This is a genomic window from Bradyrhizobium sp. USDA 4503 (assembly GCF_054055815.1).
This window is the reverse complement of record NZ_JBSRXS010000001.1, coordinates 5,899,715-5,921,349: the sequence shown is the minus strand read 5'-3', so window position 1 is coordinate 5,921,349 and position 21,635 is coordinate 5,899,715. Positions and strand designations below refer to the sequence as shown.

Sequence of the window (21,635 nt, the reverse complement as noted above, 5' to 3'; positions counted from 1 at the left end):
CTTGATGGAGCGATCGGAGCCATGTTCTCCGGCCGCGCGTGCACGGTCAAGGCGCCGCGATTTTCCTCGCGGCGGTATTCGCAAATAAGGTCACGGCTTCGCGCGATCGCGCAACCAGGTCTCGCGCGTCACCTTCCACTTCTCCGCTCTGGATTCGCCATTGTGGTGCGGAAGCTCGACGAAGCCGACGAATTCGGCTCCGGTCTTCTGCTTGACCCGGCGCGAGCCGACGTTGGACGGCGCGTTGCAGACATGGAAGTGATCGAGGCCGAGCGCCAGGAAGGCGAAATCGTTCACCGCCGCGATCGCCTCGGTCATGAGGCCCTGATTCCAATACGGCTCAGCGAGCCAGAATCCGCGATTGCCCTTGCGGCCGTCGGCGCGCGGCCGGAAATTGATGTTGCCGATCGCCTCGCCATCGCGGGCACGCAACACCAGTGCCCATTGATAGCTTTCCTCTCCGGCCGCGATCTTGTCGAGCTCGCGCCTGATAAAGCTTTCCGCGCCGTCGCCGGGATAAGGCCACGGCACCACCGTGGCGAGAGTCTTGATCACATTCCAATTGTTGAAGTGACTCTGGATCGCCGCGGCATCCGACAGCGCAAGCGGCCGCAGGATCAGGCGTGGCGTCTCGATGCGCGGGGTCTCGAACATTGCTACTTCTGGCACTTCGGGCACCAGAACGTCGAACGGCCGTTCTGGGTGAAGCGCCTGACAATACCTTCGCAGCCCGACGTACGGCACGTCTCGCCCTCGCGGTCATAGACCTGGAACGAATGCTGGAAATAGCCGAGATCGCCGTTGGTCAATCGATGGTCGCTGATCGAGGAGCCGCCGGCCTTGATCGCCTGGTTGAGCACCGAATGGATCGCGTCGACCAGCCGCCTGGCGTGGTCGGTCGGCTCGCCCCCGGCAACGCCCTTGCGTTGTCCGGACTTGGTCGCGAGCGTCGCGGCCAATCGCCGCGGCGACAGATGCGAACGAAACAGCGCCTCGCAGACATAGATGTTGCCAAGTCCCGCCACCACGCGCTGATCGAGCAGCGCGGCCTTCAGGCTGGTCTTCTTGTTGTGACAGGAGCGCGCCAGCATCGCCGCGTCGAACTCGTTGCCGAGCGGCTCGGGACCGAGCCCTTTCAGGAGCGGTTCATCCTCGATCGCGTTGCGCGCGATGATCTTCATATAGCCGAAGCGCCGCGGATCGTTGAAGACGACGGCCGCGCCCGACGACATGTGGAACACCACGTGATCATGCACGCGATCCTCGCTGCGCGGATGGTGGAATTGCCCCGGCGTCGCCGCGCCGTCCTGCTTCAGCACGCGGAACGAGCCCGACATGCCCAGATGCATCAGCAGCACGTCGCCGGAGTTCAGGTCCGCCATCAGATATTTGGCACGGCGGCCGAGCCCGGTGATGGTCCGGCCCTCCAGCCGGGCGATAAAGTCTTTTTGAAACGGAAACCGCAAATCCTTGCGGCGAGCCTCGGCCTTGAGGATCCTGGACCCCTCCATGGCCGGTTGCAGGCCGCGGCGGACGGTCTCGACTTCGGGTAATTCCGGCATGGCAGGCATTCACCTTTTGGAAGTGACGTGATAGCGCCATTGCGGCCGCCGCGCTATGGTTTGGCTGGAGCGTTTTTCGAGCGAAGCGGCTACCGGTTCGCGTGAAGAAAACGCGACCAAAAAGGGTAAGAGTTCTGAGTGATGGATCGGCCGGATCAAACCACCCATTTCGGCTTCAGGGATGTGCCCCTGGGCGAGAAGCAGACGCTGGTGAACGACGTGTTTCACAGCGTGGCGTCCCGCTACGACCTGATGAACGATCTGATGTCGGCGGGCCTGCACCGGGCCTGGAAGGACGTCATGATCACGATGCTCGATCCGCCGAAGGGCGACCGGCCGTTCGCGCTACTCGACGTCGCCGGCGGCACCGGCGACATCGCGTTCCGGGCCGCCAAGACCGCGGGCGCGGGCTTTCATGCCACGGTCTGCGACATCAATGCCGACATGCTCGCCGTCGGCCGCGAGCGCGCCGCGAAGCAGCACCTCGATGACCGGGTGTCGTTCGTCGAGGGCAACGCCGAAACGCTGGGTTTTGCCGACCGCGCGTTCGACGCCTACACCATCGCATTCGGCATCCGCAACGTGCCGCAGATCGACCTCGCATTGCGCGAGGCCTATCGCGTGCTCAAGCCGGGCAGCCGCTTCCTGTGCCTGGAATTCTCCACCGTCGACGTGCCCGGCCTCGACAAGATCTACGATCTGTTTTCCTTCAAGGTGATCCCGCCGCTCGGCCGCGCCGTCACCGGTGACGCCGAGTCCTATCAATATCTCGTCGAGTCGATCCGCAAATTCCCGCGGCCGAACGCGTTCGCCGAGATGATCGGCGCCGCCGGCTTTGCCCGCGTGAAGTGGCAGAGCCTCTCCGGCGGCATCGTGGCGCTGCATTCGGGCTGGCGTTTGTGATCTCTGCACTGACCCACATCACGCGCCTCGCCCGCGCCGGTTTCGTGTTTGCGCGCGAGGGCGTGTTCGGCGTCGTCGATCCCGCGCTGGTGCCGCCGCCCGGGCAGCTCGCGCTGAAGCTGGCGCGGCTGATCGAGCGCCGCTCCGCCAAGTCAGGTCCGCGGTTGTCGCGCGCACTGACGCGGCTCGGACCCGCCTATCTCAAGCTCGGGCAATTCCTCGCCACCCGCCCCGACGTGGTCGGCGTGGCGATGGCGCGCGATCTCGAAGCCCTGCAGGACCGGCTGCCGCCGTTCGCGCAGGAAGCGGCCGAAACCGTCATCACGCAATCGCTGGAACGGCCGCTGCCGCAGGCCTTTGTGCATCTGGGCCCTGCGGTTGCCGCGGCCTCGATCGCGCAGGTGCATCGCGGCGAAATCGAGCGCGACGGGGTCCGGCATCAGGTTGCGGTCAAGGTGCTCCGGCCCAATGTCGCCGCGCGCTTCCGCCGCGACCTCAGCGACTTCTTCTTTGTCGCGCACAAGGCCGAGGCGCATTCCGCCGAGGCGCGGCGCTTGCGCCTGATCGAGGTCATCAACACGATGTCACGCTCGGTCGCGATGGAGATGGACCTGCGGCTCGAGGCGGCCGCGCTGTCCGAGATGGCCGAGAACACCCGCGACGATCCGGACTTCCGCGTCCCCGCGGTGGATTGGGATCGCACCGCGCACAGCGTGCTGACGATGGAGTGGATCGACGGCATCGCGCTGAACGATCACGTCCGGCTGGCGCAGGCCAAGGTCGATTTGCCCGATCTCGGCCGCAAGGTGATCCAGAGCTTCCTGCGCCACGCGCTGCGCGACGGCTTCTTCCATGCCGACATGCATCCCGGCAATCTGTTCCTCGACGAGGCCGGCCGGCTCGTTGCCGTGGATTTCGGCATCATGGGACGGCTCGGGCTGAAGGAGCGGCGCTTCCTGGCCGAGATCTTGCTCGGCTTCATCACCCGCGACTATCGCCGCGTCGCCGAGGTGCATTTCGAGGCCGGCTACGTGCCGGGCCACCATTCGGTGGAGAATTTCGCGCAGGCGATCCGCGCGATCGGCGAGCCGATCCACAACCGCACCGCCGAGGAAATCTCGATGGCGAAGCTACTCACGCTTCTGCTCGAGGTCACCGGCCTGTTCGACATGCAGACGCGCCCCGAGCTGATCCTGCTGCAGAAGACCATGGTGGTGGTCGAGGGCGTGGCGCGCGGCTTCGACCCGAAGCTCGACATCTGGAAGATCGCCGACCCCGTGGTGCGCGAATGGATCACGCAGAATCTCGGCCCGGCCGGCCGCATCCAGGGCGCGCTATCGGGTGCGGGCGAACTCGGTCGCATCCTCGCCAACCTGCCGTCGATCGCCAACCGCGCCGTCACGGTGCTCGAGCAGCTGGAGACCATGACGCTGGAGGGCCACATGCTGTCTTCGGACTCGATCGACGAAATGGCCCGCGCCGAGGCCCGCAAGGCGCGGGTGCAGACCGTCGGCCTCTGGGTCATTGCGATCGCCTCCATCGCGATCTTTTTCGCCATCCGGGCTCACTGATTGCAATGCATGCACCATGTGATAGCATCGCTATCATATTTATTTGAGCATGATCGCTCCCGGAAAACCGCTTCACACTTTTCCGGGTCATGCTTTGAGGGCAGCACGCCATGGCCAGCCTGACCATCCGCAAACTCGACGACACGCTGAAGGCCTATCTGCGGCTGCGCTCCGCCAAAAACGGCCGCTCGGTCGAGGAGGAGGTGCGGGTGATCCTCCGGGAGCTCGCGGACGGCGGTCCGGAGCCCGCAGAGACGCTTGGGGCGGGTTCCGCGGCGGTTGCCGCCCCTGCTCCACGAGCCGCCAGCGCGGCCGGCGAGCCGCGCGTCACCCTGATCATCGGCGGGGGGATAGCGGCCTACAAGGCGCTGGATCTGATCCGGCGGCTCAAGGAACGGCACATCCAGGTCCGCTGCGTGCTGACCAGGGCGGCCCAGCAATTCGTCACCCCGCTCGCCGCCAGCGCGCTGTCGCATGAGCGCGTCTACACCGACCTGTTCGACGCCGAGAGCGAATTCGACGCCGGCCATATCCGCCTGGCGCGGGACTGCGACCTGATCGTGGTGGCGCCGGCGACCGCCGACCTGATGGCCAAGATGGCACAGGGCCATGCCGACGATCTCGCCACCGCCACCTTGCTGGCGGCCAACCGGCCGATCCTGCTGGCGCCGGCGATGAACCCGCTGATGTGGAACAATCCGGCCACCCGCCGCAACGTGCTGCAGCTGCGCCGCGACGGCGTCCACACCGTCGGCCCCAATGCGGGCGAGATGGCGGAAGCCGGCGAGGCCGGCGTCGGCCGGATGGCCGAGCCGACCGAGATCGCCGCCGCCGCCGACCGCATGCTGCGCCCGCCGCAGCCACGTCCGCTGGCCGGCAAGCGGGTGCTGATCACCGCGGGCCCGACCCATGAGGCGATCGATCCGGTCCGCTACATCGCCAACCGCTCGTCCGGCAAGCAGGGCTTTGCCATTGCCGCCGCCGCGCGCGCCGCCGGCGCCGAGGTGGTGCTGGTGACCGGCCCGGTCGAGCTCGACGACCCCCAGGGCATTTCGGTCATGCGCGTGGAGTCCGCGCGCGACATGCTGCACCGGGTCGAGGCGGCGCTGCCGGTCGACGTCGCGATCTTCGCCGCCGCGGTCGCCGACTGGCGGGTCGCCACCGAGGGCAGCCAGAAGCTGAAGAAGACCGCGGCCGGCACGCCGCCGCTGCAGCTGGTCGAGAACCCCGACATCCTCGCGACAATTTCCAAGCTGAAGGAGCAGCGGCCGCCGCTGGTGATTGGGTTCGCCGCCGAGACCGAGCATCTGATCGAGAACGCCAAGGCGAAGTTCGCGCGCAAGGGCTGCGACTGGATCGTCGCCAACGACGTCTCGCCGGCAACCGGGGTGATGGGCGGCGACCGCAACACCGTTCACCTGCTCTCGCGCGAGGGCAAGGACGTCACCGTCGACTCCTGGCCTGTGATGACCAAGGAGGAAGTCGCGACCGCGCTGGTGTCGCGCATCGCAAGAGCGTTTTCGAGCGAAGTGGTCACCGGTTCGCGTCAAGAAAACGCGACCAAACAAAAGGATTAGAGCATGATCCGATTCAATCGGATCATGCTCTAGAGCCGTAGGAACCGCATCGTGAGCGCCACCATCAAGCTCGAAGTCCATCAACTGCCGCACGGCGCCGATCTCCTGCTGCCGATCTATCAGACCGCCGACGCGGCCGGGCTCGACCTGCTCGCGGCGGTGCCGCAGTCGGCGCCGCTGCTGCTGCTCCCGGGCCGCTACGAGATGGTTCCGACCGGACTGACGATCGCGCTGCCGCCGGGCTACGAGGCGCAGGTGCGGCCGCGCTCCGGCCTTGCCGCCAAATACGGCGTCACGGTGCTGAACTCGCCCGGCACGATCGACGCCGACTATCGCGGCGAGATCAACGTGCTGCTGATCAATCACGGCCACGAGGTGTTCTCGATCCGGCGCGGCGAGCGCATCGCGCAGATGGTGATCGCGCCGGTCACAAGGGCCGAGCTGGTTCCGGTCGACGTGCTGTCGGCGACCGGGCGCGGCAGCGGCGGCTTCGGCTCGACCGGACGCTAGTGCGCGACGACTTCACTCGAGCGGCGGCGCCACTTCACCTCGCCCCGCGTGCGGTCGCGTGCGGGGAGAGGTCGGAACGCATCGTCAGATGCGTTCCGGGTGAGGGGGAGTCTCCGCGAACGCAGCTATCACCGGATATGCGGAGACGGCCCCTCACCCCAACCCTCTCCCCGTAAGAACGGGGAGAGGGAGCCAAGCGCCTTCGCATCGGAGAAGTGTGCGGACGAGCTCGGGAAGATCACGCTTCGTGCGCGCTCTCCGCACCAATACGGAGTCAATTCGCGTAAAATCCGCCCCACCCGGCGGCATTTTTTCACAGGGGATTCTGCGTTCACGGTCTGGACTCTTACTCGCCGAGTCCCGTTGGGACTATTCTGTCTTGATTCGAGCACGACGGGGGGTCTTCGTCGGGCTGTCTGGTCCTGCTTGGGCATGATCGGCGGACAAACGTCGTACGTTTGCCGTGAGGGAACACCGGTCCCCTCTTTTCCGGATCATGCCTTAAGGTTTGTGCGTTCTGGGGCAACATATGTCGGGCGTAGTCGCGGCAATGCGTCGAACCCTGCTGTCATGCACCTCACTGGCGCGCGACGGCATGATTGGGCTCGCCATCACCGCATTGCTGCCGGCCCGCACCGCGTTTGCCGCCGAGAGCCCGGTCGCCCAGGCGATGTCGGATCATTTCGGCTTCAATCACCAGGAGGTCGCGGTCCTCGCGACGTCGCTTGCGCTGGTCGGCTTCTCGGCCGTCGCCGCGATCCTCTTGATGCGCACCCGCGTGCGCGCGACGAGGAACGAGGAACAGCTGCAGTCCGAGATCACGGACCTGCAGGCGCAATCGGACCGGCTGCGCGCGCTGCTGTTCGTCGAGCCGCAGGTCCTGATCTCCTGGGCCGCGGGCGACAACCGGCCACAGATCTCGGGCGACATCTCGCTGGTGATGTCGCAGGAAGGATCGCCGCAACGCGTCCTCGCCTTCGGAACCTGGCTGCCGCCCGAGCCGGCGCTGCAGATGGATCACGCCGTCGACGCGCTGCGCGAGAAGGGCGAGGCGTTCCTGCTCAACCTCTCGACCTCGGCCGGCCGTGCCATCGAGGCGATGGGCCGCGCGATTGGCGGCCAGGCCATCGTGCGGATCCGCGAGCTCGGCGGCCTGCGCCGCGAGCTCGCGGAGTCCAACCTGCGCTACAAGGCGCTGCAGGAGGAAACCGAGCTGCTGCGCGATTTCGCCGCCGCCGCGCCCATGGCCGATCTGGGCCAAGAGCCTCGAGGGCAATCTGCGTTACGCCAACGCCGCCTATGTCCGCGCCACCGAAGGCAAGAGCGTGTCGGATGCGCTGCAGCGCAATCTCGAACTGCTCGAAAGCGACCAGCGCGGCGAATTGACCCGCGCGCTGAACGACAATGCCAATTATGCCGCGCGGCTGCCGATCGTCGTCAGCGGCGAGCGGCGGATCTACGACGTGCAGGCGCTCAAGCTCTCCGGCGGCAGCGCCGGCATCGCGATCGACGCCAGCGAAGCTGCGGCGTTGCGCGCGGCGATCGCGCGGATGGTCGAAGCGCACCGGCGTACCCTCGACCAATTGTCGTCGGGCGTCGCGGTGTTCGATGCCGACCGGCGGCTCACCTTCTACAACGAGTCCTATCGGCGGCTGTGGGGCCTCGATCAGGCCTTCCTCGACGGCAACCCCGACGATTCCAGCGTGCTGGACCGGCTGCGCGCCAACCGCAAGCTGCCCGAGCAGCCGGATTTCCGCGCATGGAAGGCCAAGCTGCACGAGGCCTATCGCGCGGTCGAATCCGAAACCTATACCTGGTTCCTGCCCGACGGCCGCGCCATCAGCGTCGTCACCACGCCGAACCTCGAGGGCGGCGTCACCTATCTGTTCGACAACGTCACCGAGAGCCTCGACCTCGCGCGCCGCTACGACCGCCTGACGCGGGTGCAGCGCGAGACCCTCGACAATCTCGGCGAGGCGGTCGCGGTGTTCGGCAGCAACGGCCGCGCGGAACTGTTCAACCCGCCCTTCGCCAAGATGTGGAAGCTGCCGGCCGACGCGCTGCAGGGCGAACCGCATATCGAGGCGGTGGAAGCACTGTGCCGGCCGCTGTTCGACGACGCCCTGACCTGGCGCACGCTGCGCGAGCAGATCACCGCGATCGAGAACCGCGCCCAGGTCGCGCTCAAGCTCGAGCGCAAGGACGGCAGCGTGCTGAATTGCATGACCATCCCGCTGCCCGACGGCAAGACCCTGCTCGCCTTCCAGGACATCACCGACACCGAAAATGTCGAGCGGGCGCTGCGCGAGCGCAACGAGGCGCTGGAAGCCGCCGACCAGATGAAGGTGGATTTCGTCCACCACGTCTCCTACGAGCTGCGCGCGCCGCTCACCACCATCATCGGCTTCGCGCATTTCCTCAGCGATCCCTCGACCGGACCGCTGACGCCGAAGCAGGCCGAATATCTCGACTACGTCACCAAATCGACCAACGCGCTGCTGGCGCTCACCAACAACATTCTCGATCTCGCCACCATCGACGCCGGCGCGATGAAGCTCGAGCTCGGTCCGGTCAATATCGGCCAGGCGATCGAAGCCGCCGCCGAAGGCATCCAGGATCGCCTCGCGACCGACCGCATCACCCTCAAGGTCGATATCGAGCCCGACATCGGCGCCTTTGTCGGCGACGAGCGGCGCGTGGTGCAGGTGCTGTATAATCTGCTCGCCAACGCGGTCGGCTTCTCGCCGCACGACGCCACCGTCGCGATCAGCGCCCACCGCACCGAGCACAGCGTGGTGTTTGCGGTGACCGACGCCGGTCCCGGCATTCCGGCGGAGATGCGCGACAAGGTGTTCAACTGGTTCGAGAGCCATTCGCACGGCTCGCGGCACCGCGGCGCGGGCCTTGGCCTGTCGCTGGTCCGCTCCTTCGTCGAACTCCATGGCGGACGGGTGCGCGTCGATTCGACCGTAGGCCGCGGCACGACCGTGACCTGCGACTTCCCGATCGACCAGACCGCACACCGCAACGCTGCTGAATGACGGCGACCTCGACATTCTCGGTGGCGCTCGCGAACGAGACCGCGACAGCAGAGCTGATGGCCGACCTCGCGCTGCTGATCGGCGCCGGCGACGTCATCACGCTGTCCGGCGATCTCGGCGCCGGCAAGACCACGGCCGCGCGGGCGTTGATCCGCTATCTCGCCGACGACGACGCGCTGGAGGTGCCGAGCCCGACCTTCACGCTGGCGCAGAGCTACGAGCTGCCGTCGTTTCCGCTGGTTCACGCCGACCTCTACCGCATCAACGACGCCGGCGAGCTCGAGGAGATCGGGCTCTCACCGCTGCCCGACGACATCGTGGCGCTGATCGAGTGGCCGGAGCGCGCGCCCGACGCGATGCCCGCCGACCGCATCGATATCGCGTTCAGCCATCGCCCGGCGCTCGGATCGGCGGCACGCGCGGCCGAGATCACCGGCCATGGCAAGGGCGCGGCGAAGGTCGCGCGGCTCAACGAGCTGCGCCAGTTCCTCGATCGCGCGGGCTTTCTCAATGCCCGGCGCGAACGCATGCCGGGCGATGCCTCGACACGCTCCTATGCGCGGCTGCGCAACGACGACGGCACCGTCATCCTGATGAATTCGCCGCGCCGTCCCGACGGCCCGGCGATCTACAGCGGCCAGTCCTACAGCGCAGCGGTGCATCTCGCCGAAGACGTCAGGCCGTTCGTCGCGATCGGAAACGGCCTGCGCAAGCATGGTTTCTCCGCGCCCGCGATCCGCCACATCGACCTCGGATCCGGCTTCCTCATCACCGAGGATTTCGGCGCCGAAGGCGTCATCGAGGGCGATCCACCGCAGCCGATCGCCGAGCGTTACGAGGCCGCCGTCGACATGCTGGCGGCGCTGCACCGCGAGGTGCTGCCGGAGCAATTGCCGCTGACGTCGGACGAGAGCTACGACATCCCGGTGTTCGACATCGACGCCTGGCTGATCGAGATCGGGCTGATGTTGGAATGGTACCTGCCAGACCGCGGCGCGCAGCCGAGCGAGGAGCTTCGCGCCGAATTTCTCGGGATGTGGCGCGGCCTGTTGGAGAAGCCCGCAGCCGCACCGCAGACCTGGGTGATCCGCGACTTCCATTCGCCGAACATCATCTGGCTTGCCGAACGCACCGGCATCCTGCGCGTCGGCGTCATCGATTTCCAGGACGCGCTGCTCGGCCCCGCGGCCTATGACGTGGTGTCGCTGCTGCAGGATGCCCGGATCGATGTGCCCGAGCAGCTCGAGCTGTCGCTCTTGACCCGCTACATCAAGGCGCGGCGCGCGACCGATGAAAGCTTCGATCCGGCCGGCTTCGCCGAGCTCTATGCGATCATGTCGGCGCAGCGCAACACCCGCCTGCTCGGCACCTTTGCGCGACTCAACCGCCGCGACGGCAAGCCGCAATATCTCAAGCACCAGCCGCGGATCTGGACCTATCTCGAGCGGTCGCTGGCTCACCCCGCGCTGACCAGCTTCCGCATCTGGTACAAAGCCAACGTCCCTCCTCCAGTACCGTAGTTTACGGGTTATTAGCCTCGCCTCCCCTAAGGTTGCGGAGCCCGCACCTGATCCATGGCGCGGCCGGATCTGGAGCGGGACCACACGATGGGGACGGAACGACGCAAGGGCGATCGTGTCACGTTTGAGCGCGGCATAGCAGCGCACATGATGGGCATCGACGGCACCTGGCGGCGCGACTGCACCATGGAAGACGTGTCGGAGACGGGCGCCAAGCTCTCCGTCGACGGCTCGGTCGAGGGCCTGAACCTGAAGGAGTTCTTTCTGCTGCTGTCGTCCACAGGATTGGCCTATCGCCGCTGCGAGCTGGCATGGGTCAATGGCGACCAGATCGGCGTCAACTTTCTCAAACAAGGCGACAAGAAGAAGAAAACCGCCAGACGCGGCACGCAAGCTGCCGACGTCTAGGCCAGGGTCGTCATTGCCGTCTTACGGCCGTCATGTCTCGTGACTATGGCGTCTGATTGATGTGCTTGCCGAATCGCCGTGATATGATCGGCGCATGAGAGATGATGACCGAGAATATCCGGAAGATGCCCGTCACTCCCCATAAAGCCATGGTGCTCGCTGCGGGCCTCGGCGTGCGCATGCGCCCCCTGACCAACACGATGCCGAAGCCGCTGGTCAGCGTCGCCGGCCAGCCGCTGCTCGACCATGTGCTCGACAAGCTCGCCGGCGCCGGCGTCAGCGAAGCGGTCGTGAACGTGCACTATTTGCCCGACCAGATCATCGAGCACGTCAAGCCCCGCAGCCGTCCGCGCGTGATCATCTCCGACGAGCGCGACCAGGTGCTCGGCACCGGCGGCGCGGTGGTGAAGGCATTGCCGCTGCTCGGCGATGCGCCGTTCTATCATCTGAACGCGGACACGATGTGGATCGACGGCGTGCGCTCCAATCTGGCGCGGCTCGCGGAAACCTTCGATCCCGCGCGGATGGATATCCTGCTGCTGATGGCGCCGACCGCTACGAGCATCGGCTATGGCGGGCGCGGCGACTATTCGATGTTGCCGGATGGCGCGTTGCGCAAGCGGCGCGAGCACCAGGTGGTGCCCTTCGTCTATGCCGGCGCCGCGATCATGTCGCCTGCGCTGTTCGCCGACGCGCCGGCCGGCGAGTTCTCGCTGACCAAGATGTTCGACCGCGCCAACGAGCAGGAGCGGCTGTTCGGCCTGCGCCTCGACGGCGTCTGGATGCATGTCGGCACTCCGGACGCGATCCAGGCTGCGGAAGAAGCTTACCTGGAAAGCGTCGCGTAGGCGGCGCCTTCGTCAGCCATCGGCGTCGATCGCGAGCACCGCGAAGCTCGCAAGCCAGTGTTCACCCATATAGTCGCTGGCGATATGCGGCAGGCCGGCGTCGAGATGCCGGCGCGCGGCATCCTGCAGGATCGGACGGCGCGCATCGGCCGCCGGCAACGCACCGGCCAGCGCCCGCCAGCACCATGCGCGGCTGAGATTGAGCCCGTCGAGATGTGCCAGCTTGCCATCCGAGCGATCGGTGACCGTGGCGGGCCGGAACAGGGTTGCGGGTTCGCGCAGCTCGAGCCGCGGCAGGAAGCGGTCGAACCAGGGCAGGAAGTCACCCGGTGCCAGCAGCCGGCGCATGCACTCCGCTTCGATCAGCGCGGACGACTGGAAGTCATCACCGCTCGGCTCACCCCAGGCGGGGCAGTCCTGATCGGCGCCGTACCAGCGCAGCGCTGTGTCGCGCAACAGCGCACTGAGCGCATCGTCCTGTGTCACCGCGGCGTAGTCGGCTGCCATGCGCAGTCCGAACGCGGTGTTGAAATGGGTGCCGACCCGCACCGGATAAGTGGCGAGCGGCAGGAAATCGCGGTAGCGCTGCGCGAAGATCTCGGCGAGCGGAGCGATCCGATCGCGCCAGTTGGTGTTCTCGACGAGCGAGAGCTCTGCGGCGAGCTTCAATAGCCAGCCCCAGCCGTAAGGCCGCTTGAAGCCGCGCGCGGTCGGGGCGGCGAGATAGCTGCATTCCGCCGCGATCTTCTCCGCAACGAACTGCGCGTCGAACAGCGCGCGGATATCGTCCGCCGCCTCGGATGAGGGATAGCGGCGCAGCAGCCGGGCAAGCATCCAGTAGCTGTGGACGCAGGAATGCCAGTCGTAGCTGCCGAAGAACACCGGATGCAGCTCGCGCGGCGTGCGCGCATCCTGCGGCCCCGCCAGCACGTGATCGGGCTTGTTCGGATATTCGCGCGTGACATGGCCGAGCGCGATGCGCGCGAAACGGACGGCGAGGTCTTCGGTCAAGATCGTCGCGCTCATGGTGAGGCATTCTCCTTGCGCTCGCGGCGAACAAGCATCTCGATCAGCCGCGGCGTCATATAGATCGGAAACTGCGTGGCGGCGAAGAACAACGCCGTCATCGGCGACACCGCAGCGCCCATCGCCGACCAGACCAATCCGACATTGCGGTTGCCGAGAATGAGGCCACTTGTCAGCCGTGCAGCCAGATTGCCCGGCGTGAGCAGCGCGCCACACAATTGCAGGGCAAGATTGCAGGCGAAGGCAAGGCCGACGCAGGTGAACGCGGCGGCCGGTTGCGCTTCGATCTGGGTGCGCACCCCGGCCACGGTGGCGATCGCGAACAGCAGCAGCGAGGCCAGCACGAGCGCGTCGATGATGCGCGCATGCTGCACCAATCGTGCAGCGGCCTGACGGCGCAACAGCAACGCCAACGCGCCGGCGCCGCCAACCAGGAAGACCAGCCGCGTCGCAAGCGCCAGCGGATCGAGCGCGAGACCGGCAAATCCCGCGGCGATCAGTGGCACGGTAACCGGCGCCAGCGCCATCGACAGCAGCGTCACGGCAAGCGGAATGGTCGCATCGAAGCCGAGCATGCGCGCGACGGCCGCCGTGCCGCTCGACGGTGGCGCACACACCGACAGCACCAATGCGACGATCAGCTCGGGTCGAAAGCCGGCGCCGCGCGCGGCAAGGCCGACTGCAAGCGGGCTCGCCAGCATGGCCAGCGCCGGCAACAGCAGCCAGACCAGCGGCCGCCGCAACGCGCGCCGGAACGCCGTGCCGTCGACCTGGAGGAAGGTGCCGAGCACCAGAACGAAGATCGCCGCCGCCATCAGCGGGCGGGCGCCGTCCGCCAAGGCGGGGAAAGCCAATCCTGCCAGCACGCCGATAATCAGCAGTGTCGGCCCGCTTGGCACCAGCCTCGCAAATCTCGCCAAATTCCTGGGTCCCGTCGTCATGTCCGGCCAATGAGCATAGGCCGGGGCAAATCATTGTTGAAATCGATTATTCTTATAATCATTGTTGCTATGATGAATTTATCCGCCGTCGATCTCAACCTGCTGGTCGCCTTCGAAGCGCTGATGGAGGAGCGCCACGTCACCCGGGCGGCCGAGCGCGTCGGGCTCGCCCAGCCGTCCATGAGCAGCGCGTTGCGAAGGCTGCGTGCGCTGTTTGCGGACGAACTGTTCCTGCGTGCCGGCGCGGGCATGCAGCCGACCGAAAAGGCGCTGGCGCTGGCCGGGCCGATCGGCGAAGCGCTGCGGCAGATCCGGAGCGCGTTGGTACCCGATCAGGGCTTCGATCCGGCGATCGCGCGACGGCGCATCACCATCGCCGCGACCGACTATGGCGATCTCGTTGTGGTGCCGGAACTGACCCGGCTGCTGCGCATCGAAGCGCCCGGCATTGACCTTGCCGTGCGCCCGCTCACCGATGCGACGGTGGCGCTGGCGAAGCTGGAGCGCGGCGAACTCGATGCCCTGATCGGCGGGCAACTGCCCGACTCGCCGCGCTGTGTCCGGCACCGGCTGTTCGAGGAACGCTTCGTCTGCGCCCGCGATGCACGCACGAACCGATCGGAGCGCCTCAGTCTGGAAGATTACGCGACCTTGCCGCACGCGCTGTTCTCGGCGGCCGGCGGCGATGGCCTGCCGAGCGTGATCGACGCGCTGCTGGCGCGCCATGGACTGAAGCGACGGGTGGCGGTGACGCTTGCGCATGTGGTGGCCGTTCCGTTCGCCGTGGCCGGCACCGATCTGATCGCCACGATGGCCGAGCGCGTCGCCCGGCGCTTCACGCATCTGGCCGACATTGCCGTCGTCGCGCCGCCGATCGACATCCCCGCCTTCGCGATCGACCTGATCCATACGAGCCGCGCCGCCCAGGATCCGGCGCTGCGCTGGTTCCTGGATGCCGCCGATCGCTGCGCCGGCCGACTGCGATATTGAGCGGTGACGGTTCTCTGACAGGGGTGGCTAACGACGGTCGCCGCTCCCTATATTGGCGCCGGATTCGAATCAGGCAGCCCATGCGCGTCTTCAGTGTTCCCGTTTCTGCGCCGTTCCTGCGGACCGTCATCTCGGCGCTGGTCGATGGCCGGCTGGTCGCGGGATTCGAGGCGCAGAGCGATCCGGCAAGGCTCGCCAACGCCACGCTGTATCTGCCGACTCGCCGTGCCGGGCGGCTGGCGCGGGAAATCTTCCTCGATGTGCTCGAGTCGGACGCCGCCGTGCTGCCGCGCATCGTCGCGCTTGGCGACATCGATGAGGACGAACTCGCCTTCGCCGACCAAAGCGAGGACGTCGGCGGCGCCGCGCCGCTGGAGATTCCGCCAAGGCTGGGCGAGCTCGAGCGCCGGCTGACGCTGGCGCATCTGGTCGCCGCCTGGGCGAAGACGCCGGTATCGGCGCCGCTGGTGGTCGGCGGGCCGGCCTCGACGCTGCAACTCGCTGGCGATCTGGCGCGGCTGATGGACGACATGGTGACGCGCCGCGTCGACTGGCGCGCGCTCGACCGCCTGGTGCCGGACCAGCTCGACAAATACTGGCAGCACTCGCTCGACTTCCTGCGCATCGCGCGCGAGGCCTGGCCCAGCTACCTCAAGGAGATCGGCCGGATCGAACCCGCCGCGCGCCGCGATCTGCTGATCGAGGCGGAGGCGGCGCGGCTGACCGCGCACCACGCGGGCCCGGTGATCGCGGCCGGTTCGACCGGCTCGATGCCGGCGACGGCGAAATTCCTGCACGCGGTGGCGAAGCTGCCGAACGGTGCTGTGGTGCTGCCCGGGCTCGACACCGATCTCGACGAGGACTCCTGGGACACGATCGGCGGCGAGCGCGGCGACGACGGCAGGTTCGTAACGCCGCCCTCGTCGAACCATCCGCAATTCGCGATGCACGCCTTGCTCGACCGCTTCGGCATCAAGCGCCGCGACGTCGAGAGCCTTGCCGAGCCGGCGCCGCTCGGCCGCGAGGTGCTGGTGTCGGAGACGATGCGTCCCTCGACCGCGACCGCGCAGTGGCACGACCGGCTGGAACGGCCGGAGATCGTGGCGCGGATTTCCGCCGGGATGACCAACCTCACCGTGGTCGAGGCGCCCAATCCGGAAATGGAGGCGCTGGCGATCGCGGTGGCGATGCGCGAGGCGCGGCATCTCGGCAAATCGGCCGCGCTGGTGACGCCGGATCGCGCGCTGGCGCGCCGCGTGATGGCGTCGCTGACGCGCTGGAAGCTCGAGTTCGACGATTCCGGCGGCGATGCGCTGATCGAGACGCCGGCCGGCGTGTTCGCCCGCCTGACCGCGGAGGCGGCGGCCAAGGGGCTGGAGCCGCCGACGCTGCTCGCGCTGCTCAAGCATCCGCTGTTCCGGCTCGGCGGTTCGCGTGGCGCGCTGCGGCGCGCGATCGAGGTGCTGGAGATCGCGCTGCTCCGCGGCACGCGGCCGCAAGCCGGGACCGGCGGCCTCGCCCGCGACTTCGCGCGCTTCCGCGCCGAGCTGGTCAAACTGCACGGCGGCGAGACCTCGTCGCTGCACGCCATGGAGCCGCGCGCCCGGCTGCGCGACAACGAGCTCAACCGGGCGCAGGACCTGATCGCCAGATTGCAGGCGGCGCTGGCGCCGCTCGAAGGCATGGCGTCGTCAAAACCCTATGATTTCGCGGAGCTGGCCGCGCGCCACCGCGAGGCCCTGATCGCGCTGTCCGGCGACCAGAACGGCGTTGCGGTCGTGTTCGAGGAGCGCGCCGGTGCGTCGCTGGCGTCTGCGTTCGACGAGCTGCTCGCCAAGCAGCAGCCGAGCGGGCTGATGACGCCGCTCGCCGATTATCCCGAGGTGTTCCAGACCGCGTTCGCCGACCGCATGGTGCGGCGGCCGGAATCGGCGCGCGCGCAGCTCAACATCTTCGGCCAGCTCGAAGCCCGTCTAACCGAATCCGATCGCGTCATCCTCGGCGGCCTGGTCGAGGGCGTCTGGCCGCCGGCGCCGCGGATCGATCCGTGGCTGAGCCGGCCGATGCGGCACGAGCTCGGGCTCGACCTTCCCGAGCGCCGCATCGGCCTTTCCGCGCACGACTTTGCGCAGCTGCTCGGCCATGACGAGGTGATCCTCACCCACGCCGCAAAAGTCGGCGGTGCGCCGGCGGTCGCCTCGCGCTTCCTGCATCGGCTCGAAGCGGTCGCCGGCGAGGCGCGCTGGAAGGCCGCGACATCGGCCGGCGAAACTTACGTGCAATATGCCGCCGAGCTCGACCGGCCCGACAAGGTCGAGCCGATCCCGCAGCCGGAGCCGCGGCCGCCGCGCGAGGCACGTCCGCTGAAGATGTCTGTCACCGCGATCGAGGACTGGCTGCGCGATCCCTACACGATCTATGCGCGCTACATCCTGCGGCTCGATCCGCTCGACCCCGTCGACATGCCGTTGTCGGCGGCCGATCGCGGCTCGGCGATCCACGAGGCGCTCGGCGAGTTCACGCAGGTCTATGCCGACGCGCTGCCTGCCAACACCCTGCTCACGTTGCGCGAGATCGGGGCCAAATATTTTGCGCCGCTGATGGAGCGGCCCGAGGCGCGAGCGCTGTGGTGGCCGCGCTTCCAGCGCATCGCAACATGGTTTGCCGAATGGGAGCAGGCCCGGCGCGGCCAGATCGAGGCCATCAAGGCCGAGATCCGCGGCGAGATCGGCATCCCGCTCGACGATGCCAGGACCTTCACGCTCTCGGCGCGCGCCGACCGCATCGAGCGGCGCGATGACGGCAGCTTTGCGATCCTCGACTACAAGACCGGCCAGCCGCCGACCGGCAAGCAGGTGCGCATGGGCCTGTCGCCGCAGCTCACCCTGGAAGCCGCGATCCTGCGCGAGGGCGGCTTCGCCGACATCCCGGCCGACTCCTCGGTCGGCGACCTCGTCTATGTCAGGCTGAGCGGCAACAATCCGCCGGGCGAGCAGCGTTCGCTGGAGCTGAAGATCAAGACCAACGACACGCCGCAGCCGCCCGATGAGGCCGCCGACAGCGCGCGGCGCAAGCTCGAGGCCCTGATCCGCGCCTTCGACGACGAGCAGCAGGCCTACACCTCGCTGAACCTCTCGATGTGGGCGAACCGCTACGGCGCCTATGACGACCTCGCACGCATCAAGGAATGGTCCGCCGCCGGCGGCCTGGGGATCGAGGAATGGTGAAGGCGCCCCGTCCGATTCCGCCCGCCGTGCGCGACGCGCAGGCGCGCGCGTCCGATCCGAAAGCGTCGACCTTCGTGTCGGCCAACGCCGGCTCGGGCAAGACCCACGTGCTGGTGCAGCGCGTGATCCGGCTGCTGCTGTCGGGCGTGCCGCCGGAAAAGATCCTCTGCATCACCTTCACCAAGGCGGCTGCCGCGAACATGGCCGAGCGCGTCTTCACGACGCTCGGCCATTGGGTGACGCTCGATGACGCCGGGCTCGATGCCGCGATCCGCGAGGCCGGCATTGCCCATCCTTCCGCCACGTTGCGGCGCGAGGCGCGCAAACTGTTTGCCTGCGCGCTGGAGACCCCCGGCGGCTTGAAGGTGCAGACCATCCACGCGCTGTGCACCCGCCTGCTGCAGCAGTTTCCGTTCGAGGCCAACGTGCCGGCGCGCTTTGCCGTGCTCGACGATCGCGACCAGAACGAGATGATGGAGCGCGCCAACCTCGCGGTGTTCCTCGAAGCGTCGCGGATTCCCGACAGTCCGATCGGCCGCGCGCTGCGGACGGCGATGGCAAATGCCGCCGACGTCACTTTCAAGGAGGTGGTCCGCGAAGCCTGCCTCAGCCGCGACCATTTCATGGCCTGGACCGATGCCGCCGGCAACGCCGCGGCCGCCGCAGCGCAGATGTCGGCCGCGCTCGGCGTCTCCTCTGACATTCGCATCGAGGAGGTCGAGCGCGAGATCGTCGACGGGCCGCACCTGGCGCGCGCGAGCTGGAAGGAGATGGCGATGCTGCTCGATACCAGCAGCAAGGCGGATCAGAAGCAGGCCCAACGGCTGCGGAGCGCGCTGACCTTCACCGGTGCAGCCCAGGTCGACGAATATCTCGGCGTCTTCCTGACCGATGAACGCGCCCCCCGCGCGTCTGTCGTCACCAACAGTTTCATCAAGAAGAATGCGGTCGCGGGCCATCGGTTCGAGGCGGAGGTCGACCGTCTCGGTCCGTTGATCGAGCGCCGCCGCGCCGTGGTCGCGCGCGACCGCACCGAGGCGCTGATCCACATCGCGACCGCGGCCGCCGCGCACTACCGGCGCGAGAAGCTGGAACGCGGCCTGCTCGACTATGACGATCTGATCGACAAGACGCTGGCGATGCTCGACCGCGTCTCGTCGGGCTGGGTGCATTACAAGCTCGACCGCGGCGTCGATCACGTGCTGATCGACGAGGCGCAGGATACGAGCCCGCGGCAATGGGACATCGTCGCGCACATCATCTCGGAATTCACCTCCGGCGCCGGCGCGCGCGACGGCCTGGTGCGCACCGTGTTCGCGGTCGGCGACGAGAAGCAGTCGATCTTCTCGTTCCAGGGCGCGGCGCCGCGCGAATTCGACCTGCGCCGGCGCGAGCTGAAGCGGCGGTTCGAGGAAGCCGGGCTGAAATTCGACCCGGTGTCATTCACCTATTCGTTCCGCTCGGGGCCGGTGATCCTGCATTCGGTCGACCATGTGTTCCGCGAGCAGGAGATCTTCCGCAGCATTCATGCGATCGAGAACGGCTACCCGATCCACAACGCGATGGCCGATGCCGGCCCCAGCCAGATCGAGCTCTGGGATCTCGCCGTGGCCGACGATCGCCAGGATATCGAGGGCTGGCGCGCGCCGTTCGACGGCGTGTCGGTGACCAGCCCCGAGGTGAAACTGGCGCGTCGCATCCAGGCCGAGATCAAGCGCCTCGTTGCCAGCGGCACCATGACCGGCAGCACCGGCGGACGGCGGCCGCTCAGCTACGGCGACATGCTGATCCTGGTGCGGCGGCGCGGCAACGCCTTCGACGCGGTGATCCAGGCGCTGAAGCACGCGGGCATCCCGGTCGCCGGCGCCGACCGGCTGAAGCTGACCGAGCACATCGCGATCATCGACCTGATGAACCTCGCCGATGCGCTGTTGCTGCCGCAGGACGATCTCGCGCTGGCGGTGGCGTTGAAGAGCCCGCTGTTCGGCCTCGACGACGACGATCTATTCAAGCTGGCGTACCAGCGTCGCGGCTCGCTGCGCGAGGCACTGGCCGCGCAGGCACCCACCGATGAGCAATTTTCGGCCGCGCTGCGCCGTCTCGAACAATGCGAGCGCCGCTTCACCCAAGAGACGCCGTTCGCGTTCTACGCCTGGCTGCTCGGCGGCGATGGCGGGCGGGCGCGCATCCTGCGCCGGCTCGGCCATGAGGCGAACGACGCGCTCGACGAGTTCCTCGAGCTTGCGCTGAGCTACGAGCGCAAGGCGCCGGCCTCGCTGCAGGGCTTTGTCGCCTGGCTGCGCGCCGCCGACACCGAAGTGAAGCGCGACATGGAGATTTCGCGCGACGAGGTCCGCGTCATGACCGTGCACGGCGCCAAGGGCCTCGAGGCATCGGTGGTGTTCCTGGTCGACACCACGACCTCGCCGTCGGACACGCAGCGGCTGCGGCTGATCCATCTGCCGCAGGGCAACGCCGCGCCGAACGCGCCCGGCCTCGTGGTGTGGGCCGGCAAGAAGGCCGAGGATCCGCCCGGCGTCGCCGAGGCGCGCAAGGCGATGCTCGGCGACACCGAGGACGAGTATCGCCGCCTGCTCTATGTCGCGATGACCCGCGCCGCCGACCGGCTGATCGTCGGCGGCTGCATGCCCGGCAACATGAACACGGTGCGGAAATCGTCCTGGTACGATCTGATCACCAAGGGGCTCGCCAATTCCGGGCTCAAGCTCGAGGAGCTGGAGACGCCAGGCGGCAAGGTGATGCGCTATTCGCGGCCGGATGACGTCGCCGATCTCACCGGTGCGACTGCGTCGGCGGCCGCGGTGCCGATCGCATTGCCGTCCTGGCTGCGGGCTCCGGCCGTACCGGAAGCATCGGCGGCGAGCATGCTGCGTCCGTCCGATCCGGCTGATGACGACAGCCATCCGATCCGAACCGGCGAATCGGTGCAGCTGCGCGCCCGCGCCCTGCAACGCGGCACGCTGGTGCACCGGCTGCTGCAGTCGCTGCCCGACGTCGCCCTCGAGCGGCGGCGCGCCGCCGCGCTCGGCTTCCTCGCGCGCAATGCCGACGGCTGGAGCGAACAGGAGCAGGTCGCGCTCGCCGATCAGGTGCTCGGCCTGATCGGCGATCCGCGCTTTGCCGCCGTGTTCGCGCCCGGCAGCCGCGCCGAGGTCTCGATCGTCGGGCGGCTGGAGCGGCCGGGCCAGCCGAAGGCGCTGGTGTCGGGCCAGATCGACCGCCTGGTGGTGACGCCGACCGACGTCCTGATCGTCGATTTCAAGACCAACCACGCTCCGCCCAGGACGGCAGCCGAGGCGCCCAGGGGCTACGTCCGGCAGCTCGCGCTGTACCGCGCGGTGCTCGCCAGGCTTTATCCCCAGCTGCCGGTGCGGGCCGCCCTGCTCTGGACCGAAACGACTGAAATCATGGAGATTTCCGCCCCCGCGCTGGACGCCGCCCTGGCATAAGTTCATGTCGGCGTGAGCAAGCTTGACCCGGCAAGGGGGCG

The 21,635-nt window shown here is 67.7% G+C and carries 14 protein-coding genes and 1 pseudogene; 11 read left to right on the top strand and 4 right to left on the bottom strand.

Annotation, left to right across the window (positions count from 1 at the left end; translation table 11 throughout):
* Positions 1-90 precede the first annotated feature (90 nt).
* Together ACVMIH_RS28260 and mutM are read right to left on the bottom strand one after the other, a co-directional pair.
* Positions 91-654, bottom strand: coding sequence for a GNAT family N-acetyltransferase (locus tag ACVMIH_RS28260; RefSeq protein WP_057020429.1), 564 nt, complete (start codon positions 652-654; stop codon positions 91-93).
* A gap of 2 nt (positions 655-656) precedes the next feature.
* A complete protein-coding gene (mutM, locus tag ACVMIH_RS28255) occupies positions 657-1,562 on the bottom strand; it encodes a bifunctional DNA-formamidopyrimidine glycosylase/DNA-(apurinic or apyrimidinic site) lyase (protein WP_057020428.1) in 906 nt (301 codons plus the stop codon).
* Positions 1,563-1,703: 141 nt separating this feature from the next.
* Between mutM and ubiE the strand changes: the two genes are divergently transcribed.
* The 8 genes and pseudogenes from ubiE to ACVMIH_RS28215 all read left to right on the top strand — a co-directional run bounded on the left by ubiE (position 1,704) and on the right by ACVMIH_RS28215 (position 11,940).
* The gene (gene ubiE / locus ACVMIH_RS28250; protein WP_057020427.1) at positions 1,704-2,465 is read left to right on the top strand and encodes a bifunctional demethylmenaquinone methyltransferase/2-methoxy-6-polyprenyl-1,4-benzoquinol methylase UbiE; all 762 of its coding nucleotides are present in this window, start codon (positions 1,704-1,706) and stop codon (positions 2,463-2,465) included.
* On the top strand, positions 2,462-4,036 hold the full coding sequence (gene ubiB / locus ACVMIH_RS28245) for a 2-polyprenylphenol 6-hydroxylase (RefSeq protein ID WP_057020426.1): 1,575 nt from the start codon (positions 2,462-2,464) through the stop codon (positions 4,034-4,036). The genes ubiE and ubiB overlap by 4 nt, the downstream gene beginning before the upstream one ends.
* A 110-nt stretch (positions 4,037-4,146) precedes the next feature.
* Positions 4,147-5,613: a bifunctional phosphopantothenoylcysteine decarboxylase/phosphopantothenate--cysteine ligase CoaBC gene (gene coaBC, locus ACVMIH_RS28240; RefSeq protein ID WP_456864184.1), complete on the top strand. Its 1,467-nt coding sequence runs from the start codon at positions 4,147-4,149 to the stop codon at positions 5,611-5,613.
* Between the two features lie 51 nt (positions 5,614-5,664).
* Positions 5,665-6,123 (top strand): dUTP diphosphatase, encoded by a 459-nt coding sequence (gene dut / locus ACVMIH_RS28235; protein WP_456864182.1) that lies wholly within the window; start codon positions 5,665-5,667, stop codon positions 6,121-6,123.
* A 529-nt stretch (positions 6,124-6,652) separates the two neighbouring features.
* Positions 6,653-9,164, top strand: a pseudogene (locus ACVMIH_RS28230) (ATP-binding protein).
* Positions 9,161-10,684 (top strand): tRNA (adenosine(37)-N6)-threonylcarbamoyltransferase complex ATPase subunit type 1 TsaE, encoded by a 1,524-nt coding sequence (tsaE, locus tag ACVMIH_RS28225; protein WP_076833817.1) that lies wholly within the window; start codon positions 9,161-9,163, stop codon positions 10,682-10,684. Before ACVMIH_RS28230 ends, tsaE begins: the two are co-directional and overlap by 4 nt.
* 87 nt (positions 10,685-10,771) lie before the next feature.
* Positions 10,772-11,092 carry a PilZ domain-containing protein gene (locus ACVMIH_RS28220; protein WP_028337556.1) on the top strand — a complete coding sequence of 107 codons (321 nt, stop codon included), beginning with the start codon at positions 10,772-10,774 and terminating at the stop codon, positions 11,090-11,092.
* A 125-nt stretch (positions 11,093-11,217) separates the two neighbouring features.
* Positions 11,218-11,940: a nucleotidyltransferase family protein gene (locus ACVMIH_RS28215; protein WP_057020444.1), complete on the top strand. Its 723-nt coding sequence runs from the start codon at positions 11,218-11,220 to the stop codon at positions 11,938-11,940.
* Between the two features lie 12 nt (positions 11,941-11,952).
* Here ACVMIH_RS28215 and ACVMIH_RS28210 read toward each other — a convergent pair whose 3' ends face one another.
* Both ACVMIH_RS28210 and ACVMIH_RS28205 read right to left on the bottom strand, forming a co-directional pair.
* Complete coding sequence (locus ACVMIH_RS28210; protein WP_229192687.1) at positions 11,953-12,966, bottom strand: DUF2891 domain-containing protein; 1,014 nt, start codon at positions 12,964-12,966, stop codon at positions 11,953-11,955.
* Complete coding sequence (locus tag ACVMIH_RS28205) at positions 12,963-13,886, bottom strand: hypothetical protein (protein WP_456864180.1); 924 nt, start codon at positions 13,884-13,886, stop codon at positions 12,963-12,965. The genes ACVMIH_RS28210 and ACVMIH_RS28205 overlap by 4 nt, the downstream gene beginning before the upstream one ends.
* Positions 13,887-13,976: 90 nt before the next feature.
* Between ACVMIH_RS28205 and ACVMIH_RS28200 the strand changes: the two genes are divergently transcribed.
* The 3 genes from ACVMIH_RS28200 (at position 13,977) to addA (ending at position 21,594) form a co-directional block, all read left to right on the top strand.
* The gene (locus ACVMIH_RS28200; RefSeq protein ID WP_456864178.1) at positions 13,977-14,897 is read left to right on the top strand and encodes a LysR family transcriptional regulator; all 921 of its coding nucleotides are present in this window, start codon (positions 13,977-13,979) and stop codon (positions 14,895-14,897) included.
* An 80-nt stretch (positions 14,898-14,977) separates the two neighbouring features.
* The gene (addB, locus tag ACVMIH_RS28195) at positions 14,978-18,124 is read left to right on the top strand and encodes a double-strand break repair protein AddB (RefSeq protein WP_456864176.1); all 3,147 of its coding nucleotides are present in this window, start codon (positions 14,978-14,980) and stop codon (positions 18,122-18,124) included.
* The gene (gene addA / locus ACVMIH_RS28190) at positions 18,118-21,594 is read left to right on the top strand and encodes a double-strand break repair helicase AddA (protein ID WP_456864174.1); all 3,477 of its coding nucleotides are present in this window, start codon (positions 18,118-18,120) and stop codon (positions 21,592-21,594) included. Before addB ends, addA begins: the two co-directional genes overlap by 7 nt.
* Positions 21,595-21,635 lie beyond the last annotated feature (41 nt).